Source organism: Novosphingobium sp. NFX11 (assembly GCF_057376415.1).
Genome location: NZ_CP080386.1, coordinates 786736 through 806775 on the forward strand (window position 1 = coordinate 786736; position 20040 = coordinate 806775).

21 protein-coding genes and 3 pseudogenes are annotated in these 20040 nt (G+C 61.7%); 11 read left to right on the plus strand and 13 right to left on the minus strand.

Annotation, left to right across the window (positions count from 1 at the left end):
* Window positions 1-15: 15 nt before the first annotated feature.
* From KZO24_RS30505 to KZO24_RS30545, 9 genes are all read right to left on the minus strand, one after another.
* Window positions 16-2022, minus strand: coding sequence for a cbb3-type cytochrome c oxidase subunit I (locus tag KZO24_RS30505; RefSeq protein WP_486488456.1), 2007 nt, complete (start codon window positions 2020-2022; stop codon window positions 16-18).
* Between the two features lie 2 nt (window positions 2023-2024).
* Window positions 2025-2912: a ubiquinol oxidase subunit II gene (cyoA, locus tag KZO24_RS30510; RefSeq protein WP_486488063.1), complete on the minus strand. Its 888-nt coding sequence runs from the start codon at window positions 2910-2912 to the stop codon at window positions 2025-2027.
* Window positions 2909-3772: a glucose 1-dehydrogenase gene (locus tag KZO24_RS30515; RefSeq protein ID WP_486488064.1), complete on the minus strand. Its 864-nt coding sequence runs from the start codon at window positions 3770-3772 to the stop codon at window positions 2909-2911. The genes cyoA and KZO24_RS30515 overlap by 4 nt, the downstream gene beginning before the upstream one ends.
* A 227-nt stretch (window positions 3773-3999) precedes the next feature.
* A complete protein-coding gene (locus KZO24_RS30520) occupies window positions 4000-4743 on the minus strand; it encodes an SDR family NAD(P)-dependent oxidoreductase (RefSeq protein WP_486488065.1) in 744 nt (247 codons plus the stop codon).
* 46 nt (window positions 4744-4789) lie between these two features.
* On the minus strand, window positions 4790-5641 hold the full coding sequence (locus KZO24_RS30525) for an MBL fold metallo-hydrolase (RefSeq protein WP_486488066.1): 852 nt from the start codon (window positions 5639-5641) through the stop codon (window positions 4790-4792).
* Between the two features lie 162 nt (window positions 5642-5803).
* The gene (locus KZO24_RS30530) at window positions 5804-6196 is read right to left on the minus strand and encodes a beta-propeller fold lactonase family protein (RefSeq protein ID WP_486488067.1); all 393 of its coding nucleotides are present in this window, start codon (window positions 6194-6196) and stop codon (window positions 5804-5806) included.
* The gene (locus KZO24_RS30535) at window positions 6145-6813 is read right to left on the minus strand and encodes a lactonase family protein (RefSeq protein WP_486488068.1); all 669 of its coding nucleotides are present in this window, start codon (window positions 6811-6813) and stop codon (window positions 6145-6147) included. Before KZO24_RS30535 ends, KZO24_RS30530 begins: the two co-directional genes overlap by 52 nt.
* 328 nt (window positions 6814-7141) lie before the next feature.
* On the minus strand, window positions 7142-8353 hold the full coding sequence (locus tag KZO24_RS30540; protein WP_486488069.1) for an NADH-quinone oxidoreductase subunit D: 1212 nt from the start codon (window positions 8351-8353) through the stop codon (window positions 7142-7144).
* A 2-nt stretch (window positions 8354-8355) separates the two neighbouring features.
* Window positions 8356-9237, minus strand: coding sequence for an NADH-quinone oxidoreductase subunit C (locus tag KZO24_RS30545; RefSeq protein WP_486488070.1), 882 nt, complete (start codon window positions 9235-9237; stop codon window positions 8356-8358).
* Window positions 9238-10203: 966 nt separating this feature from the next.
* Here KZO24_RS30545 and KZO24_RS30550 point away from each other — a divergent pair.
* The 5 genes from KZO24_RS30550 (at window position 10204) to KZO24_RS30570 (ending at window position 13764) form a co-directional block, all read left to right on the plus strand.
* Window positions 10204-11256 carry a zinc-dependent alcohol dehydrogenase gene (locus KZO24_RS30550; RefSeq protein WP_486488071.1) on the plus strand — a complete coding sequence of 351 codons (1053 nt, stop codon included), beginning with the start codon at window positions 10204-10206 and terminating at the stop codon, window positions 11254-11256.
* 248 nt (window positions 11257-11504) lie between these two features.
* On the plus strand, window positions 11505-12458 hold the full coding sequence (locus KZO24_RS30555) for a manganese catalase family protein (protein ID WP_211151195.1): 954 nt from the start codon (window positions 11505-11507) through the stop codon (window positions 12456-12458).
* A gap of 12 nt (window positions 12459-12470) precedes the next feature.
* Complete coding sequence (locus KZO24_RS30560; protein ID WP_486488072.1) at window positions 12471-12986, plus strand: ferritin-like domain-containing protein; 516 nt, start codon at window positions 12471-12473, stop codon at window positions 12984-12986.
* A 68-nt stretch (window positions 12987-13054) separates the two neighbouring features.
* On the plus strand, window positions 13055-13342 hold the full coding sequence (locus KZO24_RS30565; protein ID WP_486488073.1) for a hypothetical protein: 288 nt from the start codon (window positions 13055-13057) through the stop codon (window positions 13340-13342).
* Window positions 13342-13764: a ZIP family metal transporter gene (locus KZO24_RS30570; protein WP_486488074.1), complete on the plus strand. Its 423-nt coding sequence runs from the start codon at window positions 13342-13344 to the stop codon at window positions 13762-13764. The genes KZO24_RS30565 and KZO24_RS30570 overlap by 1 nt, the downstream gene beginning before the upstream one ends.
* A gap of 639 nt (window positions 13765-14403) precedes the next feature.
* Here KZO24_RS30570 and KZO24_RS30575 read toward each other — a convergent pair.
* A complete protein-coding gene (locus KZO24_RS30575) occupies window positions 14404-14565 on the minus strand; it encodes a hypothetical protein (protein ID WP_486488075.1) in 162 nt (53 codons plus the stop codon).
* A 76-nt stretch (window positions 14566-14641) separates the two neighbouring features.
* On the opposite strand from KZO24_RS30575, the gene KZO24_RS30580 reads away from it, so the two are divergent.
* Complete coding sequence (locus tag KZO24_RS30580) at window positions 14642-14839, plus strand: hypothetical protein (protein WP_486488076.1); 198 nt, start codon at window positions 14642-14644, stop codon at window positions 14837-14839.
* 217 nt (window positions 14840-15056) lie between these two features.
* Entirely contained in the window at window positions 15057-15455 is a 399-nt protein-coding gene (locus tag KZO24_RS30585) for a DUF4267 domain-containing protein (protein ID WP_486488077.1), read from the plus strand.
* 71 nt (window positions 15456-15526) lie between these two features.
* On the opposite strand, the pseudogene KZO24_RS30590 reads toward KZO24_RS30585, so the two are convergent.
* Window positions 15527-16167 (minus strand): annotated as a pseudogene (locus KZO24_RS30590) (transposase); the annotation flags it as partial.
* Window positions 16168-16211: 44 nt separating this feature from the next.
* Between KZO24_RS30590 and KZO24_RS30595 the strand changes: the two are divergent.
* From KZO24_RS30595 to sdhD, 3 genes and pseudogenes are all read left to right on the plus strand, one after another.
* Window positions 16212-16513, plus strand: a pseudogene (locus KZO24_RS30595) (integrase core domain-containing protein); the annotation flags it as partial.
* A 478-nt stretch (window positions 16514-16991) separates the two neighbouring features.
* Window positions 16992-17255 (plus strand): succinate dehydrogenase, cytochrome b556 subunit, encoded by a 264-nt coding sequence (locus KZO24_RS30600; protein ID WP_486488078.1) that lies wholly within the window; start codon window positions 16992-16994, stop codon window positions 17253-17255.
* 2 nt (window positions 17256-17257) lie between these two features.
* The gene (gene sdhD / locus KZO24_RS30605; protein ID WP_486488079.1) at window positions 17258-17644 is read left to right on the plus strand and encodes a succinate dehydrogenase, hydrophobic membrane anchor protein; all 387 of its coding nucleotides are present in this window, start codon (window positions 17258-17260) and stop codon (window positions 17642-17644) included.
* A 324-nt stretch (window positions 17645-17968) separates the two neighbouring features.
* Here sdhD and KZO24_RS30610 read toward each other — a convergent pair.
* Window positions 17969-18282, minus strand: a pseudogene (locus KZO24_RS30610) (IS630 family transposase); the annotation flags it as partial.
* A 56-nt stretch (window positions 18283-18338) separates the two neighbouring features.
* Window positions 18339-18653, minus strand: coding sequence for a Tn3 family transposase (locus KZO24_RS30615; RefSeq protein ID WP_486488080.1), 315 nt, complete (start codon window positions 18651-18653; stop codon window positions 18339-18341).
* Between the two features lie 109 nt (window positions 18654-18762).
* Here KZO24_RS30615 and KZO24_RS30620 point away from each other — a divergent pair, with 109 nt between their 5' ends.
* Window positions 18763-19872 carry an IS110 family RNA-guided transposase gene (locus KZO24_RS30620; RefSeq protein ID WP_486488081.1) on the plus strand — a complete coding sequence of 370 codons (1110 nt, stop codon included), beginning with the start codon at window positions 18763-18765 and terminating at the stop codon, window positions 19870-19872.
* Window positions 19873-20040 lie beyond the last annotated feature (168 nt).

Sequence of the window (20040 nt, forward strand, 5' to 3'; positions counted from 1 at the left end):
GTGCGTTGGGAGAACTCATGCGTTCTGCTCCTCCCGTCGGAGCCAGGCGTGCCTGGCCAAGCGGCGTGCCCCGTCGATCCGCGCCACTTCGTCGGGCGGAATTTCGTATTCGTGAACGGTGCGCCAAGCGAAGATCACGAAGGTGGCATAGGCTCCGACGAAGCCGATCGTCGCAAGCCACCAGATTTCCCAGACCAGTGCGAAGCCGATCGCGCTGGCGAAGAACGCGGTGACCACGCCGGTCGGGCTATTTTTCGGCATGTGGATGGGATCGTATCGCGGTTCGGGTCCAAGCCGCTGGGTTTCGATCGCAGCCTGCTTGATGGTCCAGTAGGGCTCCTCGCCGTGCACCTGCGGCAGGACCGCGAAGTTGAAGGGTGGTGCCGGCGAGGGGGTCGACCATTCGAGCGAGCGACCATCCCATGGATCGCCCGTCACGTCGCGCAGTGCTTCGCGGCGGCGGATCGAGACGACCAGCTGGATGATCTGCGCCAGCACGCCCAGGATCATCACGCCGGCCCCGGCCAACGCGATGTGCATCCAGATGCCCCATTCCTCGACCGGAACGCGCTGAAGCCTGCGGGTCATGCCATCAAGCCCTGCGACGTAAAGCGCGCCGAAGACGATCACGAACCCGGCGATCGTGAGCCAAAACGCGATGTGGCCCCAAAACTCGTCGAGAAGGAAGCCGAAGGCCTTGGGGAACCAGTAGGTATATCCGGCGAAGGCCCCGAAAACGACGCCGGAGATGATGACATTGTGGAAGTGCGCGACAAGGAACATCGAGTTGTGCAGGACAAAATCCGCAGGCGGAATGGCCAGGAGCACCCCGGTCATTCCACCGACCACGAATGTCAGCAGAAAGCCCATGCCCCACATCATCGGGGTGGCGAACCGCAGGCGTCCTCCGTACATGGTGAAGATCCAGTTATAGACCTTCACGCCCGTACCCACCGCGATCACACTCGTGGCGATGCCGAAGGCGGCATTGACGTCCGCTCCTGCGCCCATCGTGAAGAAGTGGTGCAGCCATACAAGGAACGACACGACGACGATGAACAGCGTCGCCGCCACCATCGAACGATAGCCGAATAGTGGCTTGGACGAGAAGGTCGAGAAGACCTCGGAGAAAATGCCGAATGCCGGCAGGATCAGGATGTAGACCTCGGGATGGCCCCATGCCCAGATGAGGTTGACGAACATCATCTGGTTGCCGCCCGCCTCGTTGGTGAAGAAGTGGAAGCCGAAGTAGCGGTCCAGGGTCAGCATCGACAGCGTCGCCGTCAGGATCGGGAAAGCGGCGATGATCAGCATATTGGCGCCTAGCGATGTCCAGCAGAACATCGGCATGCGCAGGTAACTCATGCCCGGCGCCCGCATCTTGAGGATGGTGGCCACCAGGTTGATGCCGCTCATCAGCGTGCCGACGCCCGAGATCTGCACCGCCCATAGATAATAGTCGACGCCGACGCCGGGCGAATAGGTCTTTTCGCTGAGCGGCGCATAAGGCAGCCACCCCGCGCGGGAGAATTCACCGATCACCAGGCTGACGTTGACCAGCAGCGCGCCTGCGGCCGTCAGCCAGAAGCTGGTGGAATTGAGCGTCGGGAACGCCACGTTGCGCACGCCAAGCTGCAGCGGCACCGCGAAGTTCATCAACCCGATCACGAAGGGCATGGCCCCGAAGAAGATCATGATCGTGCCATGCGCGGAAAAGATCTGGTCGTAGTGCTCGGGCGGAAGATAGCCCTGTCCGCCGCCCACGGTCATCGCCTGCTGGCTGCGCATCATGATCGCGTCGATGAACCCGCGCAGCAGCATCGCTATGCCGAGCATCACGTACATGACGCCGATACGCTTGTGGTCGACCGAGGTAATCCATTCCGACCATAGATAGTGCCAGTGCCCTTTCACGGTGACCCATGCGACAAGGGCGAGGATGGCGAATATGACGATGCCCGCCGCGATCAGCGGGATGGGTTGGTCGAACGGCACGGCGGACCAGTCGAGCTTCCCAAGGATAGTCATGACAGTGGCTCCGGCGACACGCCCGGGCCACCGCGTCCTTCACCGGGCCCGGCGGCGGGGGCAATTCGGTGGGAGACGATACCGTCGAACAGGCCCGGGACGACCGAACTGTAGTCGAATGCCGGAACGTCGCTGCTTTGTCGCGCCAGGCGCGCATAGGCGGCGGCATCCAGGCGGTTGCCGCGAACCCTTTTCGACCACTGCGCGAAACGATCGGGAGGCAGTGCATGGACGGTGAACTTCATGCCGGGAAATCCGTCGCCACTGAAATGCGCGGACTGGCCGTAGAACTGCTCCGGCTTGTCGGCCATGAGATGCAGCTTTGTCTCCATGCCGTTCATGGCATAGATCATGGTGCCCAGCCGCGGCACGAAAAAGACGTTCATGACGCTCGCCGACGTCAGACGGAACCGCACCGGAACCCCGGCGGGAACAACCAGCCGGTTGACGCTCGCCACCCCCTCGCGGGGATATATGAACAGCCATTTCCAGTCGAGCGAGACCACTTGAACTTCGACTGTTTCGTGGGTCGACGCGATCGGGCGGGCCGGGTCGAGATCATGGCTCCCGATGTAGATCACCCCGCCAAGAAACAGGATGACCAGGATGGGGATCGACCAGACGATCATCTCGATACGTCCCGAATAGACGAAGCTCGGCTTGTAGCGCGCGCGGGGATTGCCGGCGCGGAACCACCATGCGAACCTGACAGACGCGATCATCGTGGGCACGACGATGGCCAACATGATTCCGAGCGCGTCCAGCATGATCTGCCGGTTGCCGGCGGCGATTGGACCGCCGGGAGAAAGTACCGAATGTGAGCCGCAGCCGGCAAGCAGCGCCGATGCGAGGTGCAGGAACCGGCCGGGCAGGGCGCGGTTCACATCATGGGCTTGCCGCCGGTGACGGCGATCGTGGCGCCCGAGACGTAGCTGGCTTCGTCACTGGCGAGCACGACATAGGCGGGGGCAAGTTCCCGGGGCTGGGCGGGGCGGCCGATGGGGTAGCTGGCTCCGAATGTCTTCACCTGATCGGGCGGCATGGTGGCCGGGATCAAGGGCGTCCAGACCGGGCCCGGCGCAACGCAGTTCACGCGGATGCCCTTGGGCATGAGCATCTGTGCCAGGCCGCCGGTGAAATTCTGGATGGCGCCCTTCGTCGTCGCATAAGGGAGCAGTGTCTGTTTGGGCATATCGGCGTTGACCGACGTCGTGTTGATGATCGAGGCGCCCGGCTTCATGTGACCGACCACCGCTTTCGCCAGGTAGAACATTGCATGGATGTTCGTGCGGAAGGTTCTGTCCCATTCCTCGTCGGGAATGTCGGCAATGTCTTCGAATGTCATTTGATGGGCCGCATTGTTGACGAGCACATCGACACCGCCCAGTTCCTCTACCGCCCGTTCAACGATGGCCCGGCAATGTGCGGAATCGCCGATATCGCCCGCGATCAGCACCGCCTTGCGGCCCGCTGCCTCAATCAGGCTGGCGGTCGTCGCCGCGTCCTCATCCTCGTTGAGGTAGGCGATGAGGATGTCCGCGCCCTCACGGGCAAAGGCGATGGCAACGGCGCGCCCTATGCCGCTGTCGCCGCCGGTGATGATCACCTTCTTGTCCTGCAGGCGGCCGTGCCCCTCGTAGCTGTCTTCGCCGTGGTCGGGCACCGGATCCATCTCGCCCGTCAGTCCAGGCGGCTGCTGCTGCTGTTCGGAAAGGGGCGGCTGCATGTCGTTCGTGGTGTCCATGAAGGAAAGCTCCGTTCTGATGTCAGGTGATCGCAGCGTGCAGGAAGGGCCTCAACCGGCTGCAGCTTGAACGAAGCTGGCTTGTCTGGGGTCCGGGCGACTAACATAGCTTTATATATTGCCGGGGCGACCAGCCGCCCTCGGCCGAACGACAGCTGCGCAGCGGTTTTGCGGCGGCAGGTGGCACGCAAGGCGCTGCACCGTCGGGCCGTGCCGGATCCATCGGTTCAGGCCGTCTTCTGCAGGCGCGGTTCGATGCGCAGGTTGACGACGTCGCATGCCGCCGAGCGGGTGAGGACAAATGCGATGGCTTCAGCAATCTCGGCCGCCTGGAGCATCTGGTGGCGAGAGACGGCCTGGCGCTTTTCCTCGTCACTCGCCTCCTGCATGTCGGTATCGACCGAACCGGGCTGAATGATGCTGACGCGGATGTTGTCCTCCTCCACTTCCTTGCGCAGCGTCTCGGCGAATGCCTGGATGCCGGCCTTGGTTGCGGAGTAGACGCTTTCGCCGACTGCCTTGATCTCGGTGCTGATCGAACCGATGAACAGCAGGTGGCCTGATCCTTGCGCCTGCCTCCGCATAACGGCTTCGCGGGCACAGGCGATATAGCCGATCAGGTTGGTTTCGACGACGTAGCGCCAGTCCGCATCCGTCATCTGGTGTACCGGTTTTGCGCCCAGCGCGGCAGAGGCGATCAGGATGTCGATCCCTCCAAGTTCTTCGTCCACCGCCGCGAACACGCGATCGATGTCCTCCTTCGAGGACGCGTCCGCCGTGAGCCCGATCACTTCGCCGCTCTGCTCGCGAGCGATGGCCAAGGCATCCCCAAGGTCCGGTTCATGTCGCCCGAACGTCACCACCCGGGCGCCTTCGCGAGCGAGAAGCTGGAGCGCCGCGCGCCCTATGCCGGTAGTGCCGCCCGTCAGCAGTATCCGCTTTCCGGCAAGCTCGGTGTGTTCGACAGTCATGGTTCATCCCGATGATCAGGCTGCGGCGCGGATAAGAATTGCGCTGTCACAGCGGGTTTCCAGTCGCCGCGTGTTCGAATTCCACGACGTCGTGTGCGCATAGTATCCTCAGGTCCTTGCGCCGTGCGACGGACAGGGCTCGCAGGCGTTCCTGGTTCGTCAGGCGCAGTTCCCGGCTGACTTCCATCATCGTCTGATAGCCGCGCAGCCCCGGCGTACAGCGACGCTTCGCGCTGCGCATTTCACCGTGATAGAAATAGGCGTCGCCGGCATGAAGCAGCCAGCCTTCGGGTCGCTGGATCGCCACGCCGGCATGGCCCCAGGTATGGCCGGGCAGCGGCACCATCAGGATTTCCGGCGGTAGGCCATCGAGATCCCTCACCGCATCGAAGCCGAACCATGCCTCGCCCGTCGCCCCATAGCGGCACCACGCGCGGACCTCGTCGAATTGCGATGGCCGGTAGCGGTTACGACTGACGAAGCCGGTTTTCGGAGCGGTGGCGCTTGTCCATTCCTTGTCCATCACGTGGACACGCGCCTGCGGGAAATCCTCGAGACCCCCGGCGTGATCGAAGTCGAGGTGCGTCAAGACGATGTGGCGCACGTCCTGCGAGCGGAAACCGAGCGCTTCTATCTGGCGAAGGGCGGTGTCCTCTTGCCGAAGCCGGATGTTCAGCAGCGCGCGCATTGTACTTGTGATGCGGGGATGAGGTGGGCGGTGCGGATCAGCGACATCACGCAAGCCGTACCCGGTATCCACGAGCACCAGTCCATGCCCATCCGTTACAATGAGCAGGCAATGACAGACGAGCTTTCCCGTCAGGCCCCGGCTGCGGCCATCGATGAGGGAGCCGCCCAACGGGCAGTCCGTTCCGCAGTTGAGGTGGTGAATGTGCATGGAAACTAAGGGCGGCAAGGCACAATCGGGTTGCCCCGAATAGATGCATGATAGGACTTTGATCGGTCACTTGCCCCGCGCGACCCCGACGCCGGCATAGCCTGCGGGAGACGATCTTTGCCCCTGGATGGCCGCGGAACGGCAGCCGGGACACTCATCGCATCACGGCCGGTTCGACATTGCCAAGACGAACGCAGCGCCGGGCACTTCGATCCGTTCCATCGCGCCGCCCGGCTCTGAAAGTGCCACCCGCGTTACCATGCCGCCCTGCTCGTGCGCGACAAGAGCGGCGTCGCCATTGGCAACATAGTGACGCGGTGACGAACTGCCCGTGAGCCACCAGCCGGACATTGCCAGCCGGCCTTCCTCCACCCGAAATCGGACGATGCTGTCGTGCCCCCTGTTGCTGACGAGGACAGCGCCATCGTCAGCAATGGCGATGTGCCCGCCCAGATTGCCGTCCGCGCAAGGCTCGGGCGACGTCGATACGCAGTCGAGAAACGTCAGTACACCCCCTCGCGACGGAGAAGGAACAGTGCCGCAGCCAGTTCGCACAGCAGCACAGCATGCACGTTGTCTGGATGAAACAGGAGATGCCGGGGACCAAATCCCCGGGGTGTTTCGAACGCTATGTCGGAAAAGGTGATCCGGCCGCCCTCCAGGCGATGGCGAAACACGCGGTCGAGGCCCAGGTCTACGTGATAGATGGTTTGTCCATCATCTGCGAAAATCGCGCAGTGCGCGTGCGGACCGTCCTGCCGTTCGAGATCGGCGTCCGCGTCCTTGAGGCGCGCCTCGGGCCGATAGCGATCCGACAATTCGCAGAGGGCGCCGGTATGCGAGTCGATCGGCACGATACTCAACGCACCATCGACATAGTTGGCGGCCGCGAGGCGGCGGCCATCGGGCGACAGTGACAGGTAGCAAGGGCTGGCGCCGCCGCTCGAAACCTCTCCCATCAGAGCCCAGGATTCATGGGTGCGCTTCCAGGCGGCAATGCGGCCCTGATCGGTTTCGTGGACTACGTAGGCGATCCGGTGCCCAGGCGACCACACCGCGAACGAGGCATTCGCGATCGCCGGTTCGGGCTCGCCCAAGTGCAGCGTTCGATCCCGCGCTATGATCGGGCAAAATCCGCTTCCGCGTGCGCTGTATGTGCCTATCCAGTACATGGGGCGGTCACGCCGGATCGCGTGGCAGGAAAGTGTTCGTTGCCGTTCGACGCGCGTGGCGGTCTGACATCGTTCGGGTTCCTTGGAACGTGGTGGTGGTGGGGCGCCAGCCTTCTGATGACGAAATGAAAAAGGGGGCGTGGGCAGGGCAAACTGAACCCGCGCCCCAACCAGTGATGCGGCTATCACCGGCAAGTCTGCCTGTCATGAGTGATGATGATCTATAATCGCTGATCGAGCGCGGCAATATCAACAGGATCAATATCGAGATCGATCGATCGTATGCAAAAGGCGCACTGGCTTACTGAAAGCATCTGATTTCATACGATCAACGGTCGCATTCACCGAAGACTATGTCCATCGCGCCGAGGATTGCCGTGGCGTCCGGCAGCATGTGTCCTCTCGACATGAAATCCATCGCCTGGAGATGGGAGAACGCGGTAGGACGGATCTTGCAGCGGTACGGCTTGTTCGAGCCATCGGAAATCAGATACACCCCAAACTCGCCCTTGGGGCTCTCGGTGGCGACATAGACCGCCCCGGCAGGGACATGAAAGCCTTCGGTGTACAGCTTGAAGTGATGGATCAGCGCTTCCATGGATGTCTTCATCTCAGCGCGCTTGGGTGGGAATATCTTTCGATCATCCGACGAAATCGGCCCGGCCGGCATCTCGTCCAGGCATTGCTTCATGATCCTGGCAGACTGACGCACTTCTTCGACGCGAACCATGAAGCGGTCGTAACAATCGCCGTTGGTCCCTATGGGGATGTCGAATTCCATGCGTTCGTAGACATCGTAAGGCTGCGACTTGCGCAAGTCCCAGGGGAGGCCGGCCGCGCGGATCATCGGACCCGAGAACGCCCAGGCCAGCGCATCCTCCTGGGAGACGATGGCGACATCGACATTGCGCTGCTTGAAGATGCGGTTATCCACCACGAGGCTCATCGCATCCTCGAACAGGCGGGGCAGCCGCTTGTCCAGCCAGTCGCCGATGTCGGTCAGCAGCCTCAGCGGCACGTCTTCATGGACACCGCCGGGGCGGAACCACGCCGCATGCATGCGCGCTCCAGAGGAGCGCTCGTAGAAGTTCATGCAGTCTTCGCGCAGCTCGAAGAGCCACAGGTTCGGGGTCATGGCGCCCACATCCATGATGTGCGATCCGAGGTTGAGCATGTGGTTTTTGATGCGGGTCAGCTCCGCAAAGAACACGCGCAGGTACTGCGCGCGGATCGGCACTTCAATGTTTACGAGCTTTTCGATGGCAAGAACATAGGAATGCTCCATCGCCATCGGCGAACAATAGTCGAGGCGATCGAAATAGGGCAGGGCCTGCAGATAGGTCTTGTGCTCGATCAGCTTTTCGGTGCCGCGATGGAGCAGGCCGATATGGGGATCGATGCGCTGGATGATCTCTCCATCCAGTTCCATGACCAGCCGCAGCACGCCATGCGCGGCCGGGTGCTGTGGCCCGAAATTGATCGTGTAGTTGGTGATGACGTCGTCGCCGGTGGTCGGCGAATGTTCGAATTGCATGCTCATTGTCAGCTTCCCTCCGGAGCCGGGCCGGAGCCTTCCCGGGCGTTGGCGCCGCCGGTAGGACCTCGGTCAGGCCGTGCGCCGGTCGGGTCGGGCGCTCCCGGCGCGTCTTTGTCCAGTTCTTCCTGAACCGGGTCGCCCAGGCCCTGGCCCGCGATCGTGCCTGTCCTTGCTGCCGATGCCACTTTATGAGCCGCTTGCCGGTCGGTGGCCTCGCCAGCGCCGGTGTCCTTCGGAGCGTCGGTCGTCTTGGGCGTCATGGCGGGGGAAGGCGCTGCCTTCTCGTCGCCAGGCAGCACGTAGTCCGCGCCCTCCCAGGGGCTCATGAAGTCGAAGGTGCGCAAGTCCTGCTGCAGATCGACAGGCTCATAGACCACCCGCTGGTCTTCTTTCGAATAGCGCAGTTCGACATAGCCGGTGAGCGGAAAATCCTTTCGAAACGGGTGGCCCTCGAAACCGTAGTCCGTGAGGATGCGCCGCAGATCGGGGTTGCCGGCGAAGATTACGCCGTACATGTCGAATACCTCGCGCTCCAGCCAGCCTGCGTTTGGCCACAGTGTCGTGACGGTCGGCACCGCAGTCGTTTCCGACGCGGCGACCTTGACGATCAGGCGATGGTTCCGGGTGACCGAGAGCAGCATGTAGACAACTTCGAAACGCTCTGCGCGCGCGGGATAATCGACGCCGGCGATGTCCATCAGTTGCTGGTAGGCGTGTTCGTCACGGATGATGCGCAAGGCGGTGGCAATCTGCGCGCGCGCAACGGTCAGCACGATTTCGCCGTTTTCCTCCTGGGCGTGCGTGACCATCGCGCCAAGCGCTGCTACCAGTTTATCGCGCACCCCTTCGTTCGAACTGAACCTGGGTGCTGAATGAAGAACGATCATGAGGTAACTTCCTTTCGCGCACGACCTTGAAGCGCGCCTTGATCCACTTCGGCGCCGCTCGCCCGATAACGGCAATGCCAGGCCGAAGTTGCGCCACGGCAATCTGGATCAAAGGTTGCGCTGACCGCACGGGTCCAGCCGCGAGGTAAGCCGATCCGCCGCGCGATGGCGGCCCGACGCTCGCCTGAGGCGAGCAGCCGGGCCGGTTCGCCGTTCAGCCATCTCGGGGTTTGCGACAGCGGCGGCGATCCCCGGGGATCACGGTGTGGAACCGCCAGTATCGGACGAACCTATATCGCCTCCGGCATTCGCTGAAGTGCCAGAGGTTCCGGCGCCGCCTGGCGTGCCGGTAACGGTGCCCACGCCGGCGGGGTTCCCAGGCGTGCTGGATGTTCCGGACGTTCCAGGGGTTCCAGGGGTTCCGGTATTCCCGGTTGTGCCGCTATTGCCGGACGGCGGCGTACCTTTCCGCCGGTCGCCGCGTTTGCCGGCCTTCTTGCGCTGGGTGCTTTCGGGAGCGCCGGTGTTGGTGCCATTGGGGCCGTTGGGCGACCGGCCCATGTCCTGTGGATCGTTGGATCTGCTGCCGCTGGTCGACCCGCTGGTCGACGATTGCGAAGTTCCTGACGATTGCTGAGCCGTATCGGTCAGCGCGAATGCCGCGCTCGGCGCCGCGACGCAGGCTGCGGCAAGCATTAATGTACGTATGTTCATGATAAACCTCACTCCAACGCGTTCTTTCCGAACGACACTCCCTGAGTGCGGGGGACGGTCCAAAAGTTCCTTTGATCTGACGTAAAGCAACGGCAGCGGCCGGCTGCCGCATCTGCTGCTGCAGTTCCTAATCGAAGTCAGGATGGCGGGCGCAACGGGAACTTTGGCCGGGTCGCGATCTTCCACGGCTTAACGCACATCCGTTGCGAAACAGCATTCGATGGTCGCATGATCTGATCCGGGAGTGAACCGATGAAAGCCGCTTTGAAGACCGCCGACGGCAGGTTTGCGGTAACCGAAGTCGACCGGCCGATCATCCCGGCCAGCGATTACGTTCTCGCCCGAGTGCGGGTTGCTGGCATCTGCGGCACCGACCTTCGGCACTGGGCGAAGGCGGAGCCGGATCTGGAATGCCATATCGTCGGTCATGAACTCGCGGGTGAAGTCGTCGAGGTCGGCTCAGATGTGGTCAACCTCAAACCCGGCGATCGGGTCGTGATCGAGACGGTCATGGGGGATGGCGTCTGCGTGTACTGCAATGCCCAGCGTTATAATATCTGCGAGCACCTGTACGAAGTGCGGACCAAATTCGTCTCACGCGCTTATGGCGAGTTCGTCTGCGGACCAGAGAAAAAGTTCTATAAACTGCCGGATCACGTCAGCTTCGAGGAAGCGGCGTTGATCGATACCTTCTCGGTGTGCCTCCATGCCCACCACATTGGCGGAGCCGGGGTCAACGACAAGGTTGCGATCATCGGCGCCGGGCCGATTGGCTTAGGGCAATTGCAGCTTGCGCGGCTGAGTGGCGCCGACGTTCTGATCACGGATCCGGTCGACAGTGCGCTTGCGCTCGCACGCGAACTGGGCGCGGCGGTGACGGTAAGCGGTCCGCCCGAACGGGTGGCCCAACAGGTCATGGAGTTCACCGGCAATCGAGGTGCCGACGTCATCTTCGAGTGTGCCGGGGGCGAATCCATGCCCGAGACACTGCCATTGGCGACAAAGATCGCACGTCGTGGCGGCAAAGTAGTGGTTGTCGGTGGATTCGACGACGGCGACGTTGCCATCCCGCTCGAATGGCAACGCATCCAGATGTCCGAAATACAGATCCTGCCAAGCGCCAGCTTTGCGTTAAATGACATCTATCCTGAACAGGGCACGGTGCTGGAGCTACTGGCAAACGGAAAGCTCGAAGCGGCGAAGCTGATCACCCACCGCTTTACGTTGGATCGGATCAATGAAGCGTTCGAGGCCGCCGCCGCCAAAGAGGAGACCGGCGCTGTCTTCGTGGCAATCACGATTTGACGACCAACTGGGATCGTACGTGCTGGAGACGTCACCGCAAGATGCGTTTCGGACTTGATAATCAGGCGAAGCAGGGACGTTTCCTGCACGCCGCGTCCCGACTTTGCTTTTGCCTCCGCAAAGTGGAGGCGTCGATGATCTTATCGATCCATGTTGGTGGATGGAAGATATCAGGAACGAGGCCCTTTTCCAATCCATTGACGCAATGATGCATCAGCGAAGATGCCAAGAACGAGATGGAGAAGAAAATGTTCATGCATAACAAGCGTTTACAATACACAGTCCGGGTATCTGAAACCAATCCGGTGCTTGCATCCATGTTGCTTGAACAGTTCGGCGGCCCAGATGGAGAACTGGCAGCTGCAATGCGCTACTTCACGCAAGGCTTGGGTGAAGTCGATCCGGGTCGCAAGGACATGCTGCTCGATATCGCCACGGAAGAGTTGAGCCATCTGGAGGTGATCGGTTCCATCGTCGCAATGCTCAACAAGGGCGTCAAGGGCGAACTCTCCGAAGCCAACATCGAGGAGGCAGAGTTGTTCATGAAGATGAACGCGGGCGGAGACAGCCACACCCAGTCCCTGCTGTATGGCGGCGGACCGGCGTTGACCAACAGTTCTGGCGTGCCATGGACCGCCGCTTACGTCGACAGTCGCGGTGATCCGACCTGCGATCTGCGTTCCAACATCGCCGCCGAAAGCCGGGCCAAGATCATTTATGAACGCTTGATCAATGTTACCGATGATCCCGGCGTCAAGGAAGCGCTGGGCTTTTTGATGACCCGCGAGATCGCGCACCAGAAAAGTTTCGAGAAAGCCCTTTATTCCATCCGCGAGAATTTCCCTCCCGGGAAGCTTCCGGGCGTTGCGCCTTATACCGATATGTATGTCAACACGTCGCAAGGCGAAGGCGATGCGCTTGGTCCCTGGAACACCGGCGAACAGTGGGAAAAGGTTGACGATATCGAGGCCCGCCTGCCGTTCGGTGGCGGTGAAGGCCTGCCAGAAGTGGGCCTGACGGATGCCGAGACCGAGACGACGGCAGCGCTGATGTCGCGGCTTAAATCCGACCCGAACGCGGACCCTCTCACCGGCACGGAACTGGGCGCCGGACCTGGGGCCGGCAAGGTCTCGGACCGCGACTTCGGCGCTGCCCAGGACATTCAGGAAGCGGCCGCGATCGCTGCCGCGAAAACAGCTTAAGGACCCTTTGCAATGGTAGCAGAAGACGCAATCCGACACGAGTTCGTCACTGGTCTGCGCAACGCGCACGCCTTGGAACACCAGGCGCTTTCGCTGCTCGACCGGCAGATCGAACATCTGGCTGAATATGCGGACGTGGAAGTCCAGTTGCGCAGCCATCGTGGCGAAACCGAAAGGCAGATCGAAAGGCTGGAAACGATCCTGGACAGCCTAGGCGAAGGCCATTCCGCGCTTAAGGACGTGGCAGCGTCCCTGAGCGGTACTCTCGCGGCGCTGGGCCATACGTTCGCGGCGGACGAGATCCTGAAGAACAGCTTCGCCAACTTTGCCTTCGAGAACTTCGAGGTGGCGAGCTACAACGCTTTGATCATCATCGCCGAGAGGGGCGGCTACCAGGAGGCGGTGCCGCTGCTGCGCGAGACATTGGCCGAGGAACTGGCGATGGCCGCATTCCTGGACGAGACGCTGCCGATCGTCGTCAACAAGTACCTGGACCGCAGGGCCGGTGGCGAACAGGCCAGCCACTAATGGGCTCAGCCGTTGTGGCTGGGTTTCTGGGCAGCCTTGCAGCCGGCCTGGCGACCGGGATCGGCGTCTTGCCGATCCTGGTTCGCGGCCGTCTGCGCGAAACCGACGCCTCCGCGTTATTGGGCTTTGCTGCCGGCGTCATGCTGGCGGCATCGTTCTTTTCGTTGATCGTTCCGGCGCTTGCTTCCGCAGGTGATCAGGGGCTTGGTCGCTGGGCGCGCTCGTCGCTGGTGACGGCAGGCGTGCTTGCCGGGGCCGCAGGGCTCGCCTGGCTTAATGCCTCGTTGCCGCCACTTGGCGCAATCTCGGGAAGCGGGGAAGCCTGGTCAATGACCGCAACCGCTCAACCTGGTTGATGATCATTGCGATCACTTTGCACAATTTTCCCGAAGGTGCGGCTGTGGGCCTCAGCTTTGCTGACGGCACTTTCACATCCGGCATGCCGACCGCGCTGGGCATCGGTATCCAGAACGTCCCGGAAGGCCTTGCTGTGGCCGGCGCGCTGGCGACCATAGGGTACGGCCGCGCCGGCGCCGCGCTGGGAGGGCTGGCGTCCGGTCTGGTGGAGCCGCTTGCGGGCCTTGCCGCGGCTTGCCTCGTCACCGCCGCAAAGGTGCTGCTGCCGGCGGGGCTTGCCCTGGCGGCAGGGGCGATGCTGTACATCGTCGTGGCGCAGATCATTCCCGATCTCAAGGAGCGTGGCGCCACCGCGCTGGGGACGAAGGGGTTTTTCCTCGGCCTGGGTTTGATGCTGTTCCTCGATACTGCGCTGGGTTGAAGGTTATTCGGACGAGGCGTTTCGACGCGCCGCCTGCGCGCGGTACAGGCGCAGGCGCGATGTGCAGGACCGTAACCGAAGGCGCCGGGGACCCGACCCGCACGCGCTCGTCGGGGATCGCCTGCCATGATGCGAGGGCGCGGCGACTTTGCGTGGCGAATATCAGGTCCTGCGCCCGCGTTGCCGTCTCGCTCAGAGTTCGTGACCTGGGGCCGCGCAGAGGCAGCAGGTCGATGGCTATGCACAGCATGGGTCTGTTGGACGTTTCGCGCAATAACGCATCCAGCGGGAGATTGGCCGAGATGCCGGCATCGCCGTACCGGCGCCCGTCTATTTCCGCCGGCGGGAACACCGGGAGCGGGCCGCTCCAGGCCCGAAAGTGCTCCCGCTGATCGGTGCGTCATGGCTGTCGAACACCACGTCCTCGCCTGTATCAAGATCGATGACAGTGGCCGAAAATCGCGGCACGCCGCAATTCGGACGCGTGAAGTCGATCAGACGGTCGATGGTCCTGCCCAGCGGAGCGGTGTCTTAGAGGCTCGAAGGCGGGCGGTTGCCGCCGGGTTCGAACGAGGAGCCCGGCACATGGCGCGCAGCGAACACCCTTGGGTGGCCCACCGCCAGCGTCCACAGCACGGCTCAGGTCCATCGGGCGTGCTCCAGCGGGCCAGTGCCTGACGCGGCGGGAGGTCGACCGGTGCGGCCCCACAGATCGTCGAGGGCATCGAAACGCGCTTCGGGCGCATTGCCGCACATGATCGCGCCGTTGATCGCCCCCGCCTGAGGGAGTTCCAAGTTCATTTGCGAAACATGGGTCAACAAACGGGATACCGCTCGTTAATCGCCGAGTTGAATCGTTTCGAAGAGGAGAAGGAAAATGTCGCATCCCCGTCACCCCGAAGAGGAAGGCAAGCCCGACCTCAGCCCCAAGGCCCAAGCCGACGAAAGTCACGGCTCGTTGAAAGGCCAACAACTGACGGGGCGCAACGATCCGGAAATCAACAATTCCCGTGGTGCCGAGACTGGTGGTGGCATTGGCGGAGAGGGAGTGCATCGCCCCGGACGTCATCGCTGAATGGCATCGTCTCGTTGCCGATCGGCAGGCTCGAGCGGGGGCTGTCGATACGCAGGGAGATGACTGCTCGCAATCGCGAAGCACCGAGCCCGCGCCGATCGGGCACGCAATGCCGCTCGCGCCGCTCATCCACACATCCATGAGACGGAGCTGCATGGGGTACTTCGCAGGATCATGGTTTCTGCACTCGCCGCATGATCTCGATCCGGTTCAGTAAGTGCAGCGATATTTCAATCCCCGTGAAATCGTGACGTGGATCGTTCTGGGTCTCGGCTACTTTTTCTGCGGGCTGGGCCTGTTGTTCCTGATCTTTCCGCACACGGGCGCTGACATTTTCGGCATTCCTGCCGTTGGAGCTTCAGCGCTTTCCTATGTCCGGGCCGTGGCGCTCCGCGACATCGCCCTGGGGTTCTATATCGTCTTTCAAACCCTGTGTTCGACGCGTCGCGCCGTCAGAATCCTGCTTCTGTCTACCGTCGTTATTCCCGCCGGCGATATGCTTCTCGTTCTGGCCAGCGAGCGCGCGAACCTGACCTGCCTGCCGTTGCATCTGGCGAGCGCCGGGTGCTTCCTTGGATTGGGGCTATGGATAAGGCGGACAGAAGACCGCAAGTGAAGTTGCATCTTGAACGGACGAAGGCAGTCGGACAGATCGTTACTCTCCTGCATTGAAGCGCCAAGGCGACTTCGTAGACGCTTGGCAATCTGCTCCGGGCTCCATGCCTTTGACCAGCGCCGGTTCTGCCGCGGCCCATGGCGCCGCCCCTTCCAGGACACCTTGGGGCCGGTGACTGGCCTATCGCCGGGCTTGGCAACGGCCCGCTCAAACGATCCTCGACCCAGCACCGTAGGGTGTCGTTGGCCGCTAGCCTGGCGACCTTCGGACGGCGCGCCGCGCGTTCGGCATGCCACTGAGCTGTCGTCGCACGATATTCGAAATTCCCACTACGGGTCGCCGCGTTGCGCCGGATCTCACGGGAGACCGTCGAAGCTGCCCGACTGAGCCGGCGCGCAATCTCACACACGCCATGCCCTTGGACCAGTAACAGCGCGATCTCTTCGCGCTCCGCCAGGGATAAATATCTGCCCGACAAGGGCTTCGACGAACGCCTGAACTCCGCTGGTGGCATACCGCCCGCCTCCCGAAACCAACGGCTTCCAACCGGCTGTGACGCTCCAGCCTTTACCGCGGCTGCCTCGCTGCTCATCCCGGCAGCAACATACTCCCAGAACATTGCACGCTCATGCCGATTGGCAACCGGTGGCCTCCCAGGAGACCGCAGTTGTGGCCGTGTGCACCGATCTGAACGTCGCTTCTTGATATCCATTGCCCGCTTCCGTTTTTGAAGCGTTGCGACGACCGGTTGAATCCGCCCAATATCTTGCCATCGCCTATACCCAGCGCCTTGCCGAGGCTAACCTCGTCCCCTCTGTCGGCAGCGTCGGCGATTCATATGACAACGCCTTGGCCGAGACGATCTACGGGCTCTACAAGGCCGAGGTGATCTGGCGCCGGCGCTCCTGGCCGAGCGCATCAGCCGTCGAAATGGCCACCCTGCGCTGGTCCACTGGTTCAACGAACATCGTCTCTTCGGAACGATCGGCTACATTCCTCCTGCCGAGGCCGAGGCAAACTACTATGCAGCCATAGAGACCCTCGATATGGTTGCCTGACCCAAACCATACTGCCTCCGAAAAACCCGGGGCGCTTCAAACTTCGACTGGGCGACATTCCGTAGCGACGTTTTCGACCGGCGCGAGGCCGGCGCTCCACGCCTGGGTCGACTGGTCAGATCGCGCCACCAACGTCGCTGGTGTCTGGGGCGGAGGGCCGGCAATCAATGATAATATCATATGTGTGGAACAGGCATTTGGCCGCACGTAAGCGTCGACTCGGCTTTCGACCATGATCGCCAAATAAGTCGGACGTTAAACGGGGTGTCCCAGAGGACGTGCAGCAATGATTTCGCCGGTACGTAGCGATAGTAGCGGAAGAAGCCAGTTTTATGTCCAGGAACCCTAATCAGCCGGGTCCCATCGGGCCACATCTTTTCGATGGTCTGCGGCCCCATTGGCGGTGGGGACCGCACATGATAGCTTCGATCGCGCACCGTACATCTGGCATGTTATTATCGATTGGGGGTTGCCAATCTTGATTGCATGGCTGTGGGCGATCGGGGCGGGATCCAAGGATTATGCCTCTTTTTCGACGACGACCAATTCACCGCTGGGACGGTTGGTGCTTATATTCGTGAGCTGGGCTTTCTTCGCCCACATGCTCTCTGGCTTGCGCCATTTCGTACTTGACGCGGGTGCAGGGTACGAACTTCGGGCAAACAAACGCTGGGCGCTGGTGACATTGCTCACGCCCCCTCTGCTAACCGCGATGTTCTGGACGTTCATTTTATTGAGGTAAAAATGACACTAAGCAAGGGCACGCCAATAGGGCGGGCGATCAATTTGGGATCAGCGCACCATGGTGCGCAGCACTGGCTACGGCAGCGCGTCGCGTCCGGCTTGAACCTTTTTCTAGGTCTATGGCTGGTTTTCTCGATCCTTATGCTGCCCGATCATGGCTACGAGACGCTGCAAGCCTGGATGGGCGGCCCCATTCCACCGGTTGCGGCGGGCCTGCTTGCTGTCACTGCCTCATGGGAGACCCGGCTCGGTCTGCAGGTAGTGATCGAGGACTATTTGAAAGGCGGGGATCGGATCCTGGCGCTCGCGTCGCTGAACCTATTCGTTGTCGCGATGATCGCATCTGCCGTTTACGTCGTCGTTCGGCTGATTGCCGGCGGGATTTGAGCGACAGCTACGACGTGACTAGCCCCATCCTTCCTCAGATCGGGTATTCTCGCTGAGAAAACTCTGATGACCGAGGTCATAGTTAATGAAAGGAACAAGACATGGCGCAAAAGGGCGCGGGCGGTAATGCAGGGTCGGTAACCACCAAAGGAGGGGCGGGGCTAAAGGCAGCACCGGCACCGGACGGGGCGGTGGCAAGTCCGGCGGCGGAGCAACGGGCGATCGCACAAAAAAGTCAAATCCGAAGTTTCGCGCGCGCGCGAGCCGGCAGTGGAAGCAACCAAAGGGACGAACGCCGGACTGACTAATGCCACGGTGCATTGGTCAGAACCCATGCGCCCATTGGCACAGACCGATGGGTATGATGCGCCAAGGCTGATCGACGAGCTTGTTCCAGGCGAAGCAGGAGTGATCGACGATGTCGTCGTAGAATGAGAAGATGCGGTTTGACAGCCAGTTGTCGAGCAAACTGCCCGACGTTTTAGACCGGGTTCAACTCGGGGCATCTGAGCGGGAGCGGCAAACGGTTGATGTTGCCGGGCACAACCAGTTCCGCTGAGCCATGCTATCCGGCTTGATCGAGCAGCAGAACGGCATGCTCCTGACGCAACGTGGAAAGCGATCTCTTCGAGATGGCGTCGCCTCAAGATTTGTTCGCCAGACAACGCTAAGTCGGACATAGCGAGAATGTAACCTACGCGGCGAGTTGCAGCCGTCCAGCGGGATCATGAAGGGGGAGATATCTATCTGTTCGGTTTTCACTCGCGGTCTCCCAAAGATAATCGCCAGTGAGCCCGATGTGGGCCCATTCCATCGGTGACAGGTAAGCAAGCAGGCGCTCATCAATCGGTGTGTCAGCATACCTCAGTTCATCGACAGCGCGGCCGAGGTAAATGGTATTCCAATACGCAATCGCGGCGATTAGCAAATTAAGGCCGGAGGCTCTGTGCTGTTGGTTTTTCAAGGGTTCTATCGGTGAATCGCCCTTGCCAGTTGGCTTAGATCGCATCAGCTAGACCACATGTTCGCCTGAGGCAGGACCAAGTTCGGTCTCGTGATATGCAATGTCACGGTCGCGCCGGGCTGGTCTGACGTGACCTTCTGCATGGAGGCGAACGATGAACCAATTGGTGAAGTACGTGGGCCTGGACGTCCACAAGGAGACGATTGCTGTTGCGGTGGCAGAGGATGGCAAGCGATCTGAGGTGCGTGAGCACGGAGAGATCGTCAACACGCCTGCGGCGATGACAAAGTTGCTTGGCAAGCTTGGCGGGCCCGGCGTCGAACTTCACATCTGCTACGAGGCCGGACCATGCGGGTATGGCATCCAGCGCCAGGTCGCTAATGCGGGCCATAGCTGCGTCGTGGTTGCGCCATCGCTGATCCCCAGTCGGCCGGGAGACCGCATCAAGACAGATCGCCGCGACGCGGTGAAGCTGGCCCGGTTGCATCGAGCAGGCGAGCTTACTTCAGTATGGATCCCTGACAGTGCCCACGAGGCGATGCGCGACCTGGTACGGGCCCGGCTGGCGGCCGTACGCAGCCTGCGCCATGCCCGCCAGCAATTGTCCGGTTTTCTCCTTCGGCACGGTCATCATTATCACCGCCCCGCCTGGACCCAGATGCATCGGCGCTGGCTCTCCGGGCTGCGTTTCGTCGAAGATGCGCACCATATCGTTCTCGAAGACTGTATCGCTACTGTCGACCCTGCGAGGGACCGTCGTGACCGGCTAACGGTCCAGATCGAGAAGCGGCTGGCAGATTGGACGTTAGCGCCAGTCGTGGAAGCTTTGCAGGCTCTGCGCGGCATGGCGCTGGTCGCTGCGGCCACCATCGTCGCAGAGCTCGGCGATATCAGCCGATTTTCAAAAGCCGAGCAGTTGATGTCCTATCTCGGACTGGTGCCGTCGGAGGATTCCAGCGGAAAACGGCGTCGGCAGGGCAGTATCACGAAAGCGGGGAACGGGGCAGCGCGGCGGATGCTGATCGAGGCCGCCTGGAGCTATCGTTTCCCGGCACGGATCAGCCGGGAACAGCTTTTGCGGCAGGAGCAACTCGCTCCGTCGGTACGCGCGATCGCTTGGAAGGCACAGGAACGGCTCTGCCTTCAATATCGTAAGCTTAGCCGTGCCGGGAAACCGATCACAACGGTGACCACAGCCATTGCACGCCAGCTGGCCGGTTTTGTCTGGGCGATCGCGCACGAGGTCAGCACGCCCACGGCGTAGTTCCGCCAAAACCTGGGAGAAGGAGATTACGCTCACGCAGCCCTATCTGGATTTGGGCAAAGTTGGGGGCACGACCACGGTAGGAGAACCCTCGCTTCCACTAACAGCCGGGCTTCGGTCCGACGCTGGTTCCTAGACAGAGGAAGCTCCGCGACGCATCAGGTCCGG

Bases quoted from the DNA above. Each gene is read 5' to 3' on its own strand.
- KZO24_RS30560 (WP_486488072.1), top strand. From the start codon at position 12,471: ATGGTAGCAGAAGACGCAATCCGACACGAGTTCGTCACTGGTCTGCGC.
- KZO24_RS30535 (WP_486488068.1), bottom strand. From the start codon at position 6,813: ATGTACTGGATAGGCACATACAGCGCACGCGGAAGCGGATTTTGCCCG.
- KZO24_RS30555 (WP_211151195.1), top strand. From the start codon at position 11,505: ATGTTCATGCATAACAAGCGTTTACAATACACAGTCCGGGTATCTGAA.
- KZO24_RS30515 (WP_486488064.1), bottom strand. From the start codon at position 3,772: ATGGACACCACGAACGACATGCAGCCGCCCCTTTCCGAACAGCAGCAG.
- KZO24_RS30615 (WP_486488080.1), bottom strand. From the start codon at position 18,653: ATGCGATCTAAGCCAACTGGCAAGGGCGATTCACCGATAGAACCCTTG.
- KZO24_RS30570 (WP_486488074.1), top strand. From the start codon at position 13,342: ATGATCATTGCGATCACTTTGCACAATTTTCCCGAAGGTGCGGCTGTG.
- KZO24_RS30545 (WP_486488070.1), bottom strand. From the start codon at position 9,237: ATGATCGTTCTTCATTCAGCACCCAGGTTCAGTTCGAACGAAGGGGTG.
- KZO24_RS30620 (WP_486488081.1), top strand. From the start codon at position 18,763: ATGAACCAATTGGTGAAGTACGTGGGCCTGGACGTCCACAAGGAGACG.
- KZO24_RS30580 (WP_486488076.1), top strand. From the start codon at position 14,642: ATGTCGCATCCCCGTCACCCCGAAGAGGAAGGCAAGCCCGACCTCAGC.
- sdhD (WP_486488079.1), top strand. From the start codon at position 17,258: ATGACACTAAGCAAGGGCACGCCAATAGGGCGGGCGATCAATTTGGGA.
- KZO24_RS30540 (WP_486488069.1), bottom strand. From the start codon at position 8,353: ATGAGCATGCAATTCGAACATTCGCCGACCACCGGCGACGACGTCATC.
- KZO24_RS30525 (WP_486488066.1), bottom strand. From the start codon at position 5,641: ATGCACATTCACCACCTCAACTGCGGAACGGACTGCCCGTTGGGCGGC.
- KZO24_RS30575 (WP_486488075.1), bottom strand. From the start codon at position 14,565: ATGAACTTGGAACTCCCTCAGGCGGGGGCGATCAACGGCGCGATCATG.
- KZO24_RS30550 (WP_486488071.1), top strand. From the start codon at position 10,204: ATGAAAGCCGCTTTGAAGACCGCCGACGGCAGGTTTGCGGTAACCGAA.
- KZO24_RS30520 (WP_486488065.1), bottom strand. From the start codon at position 4,743: ATGACTGTCGAACACACCGAGCTTGCCGGAAAGCGGATACTGCTGACG.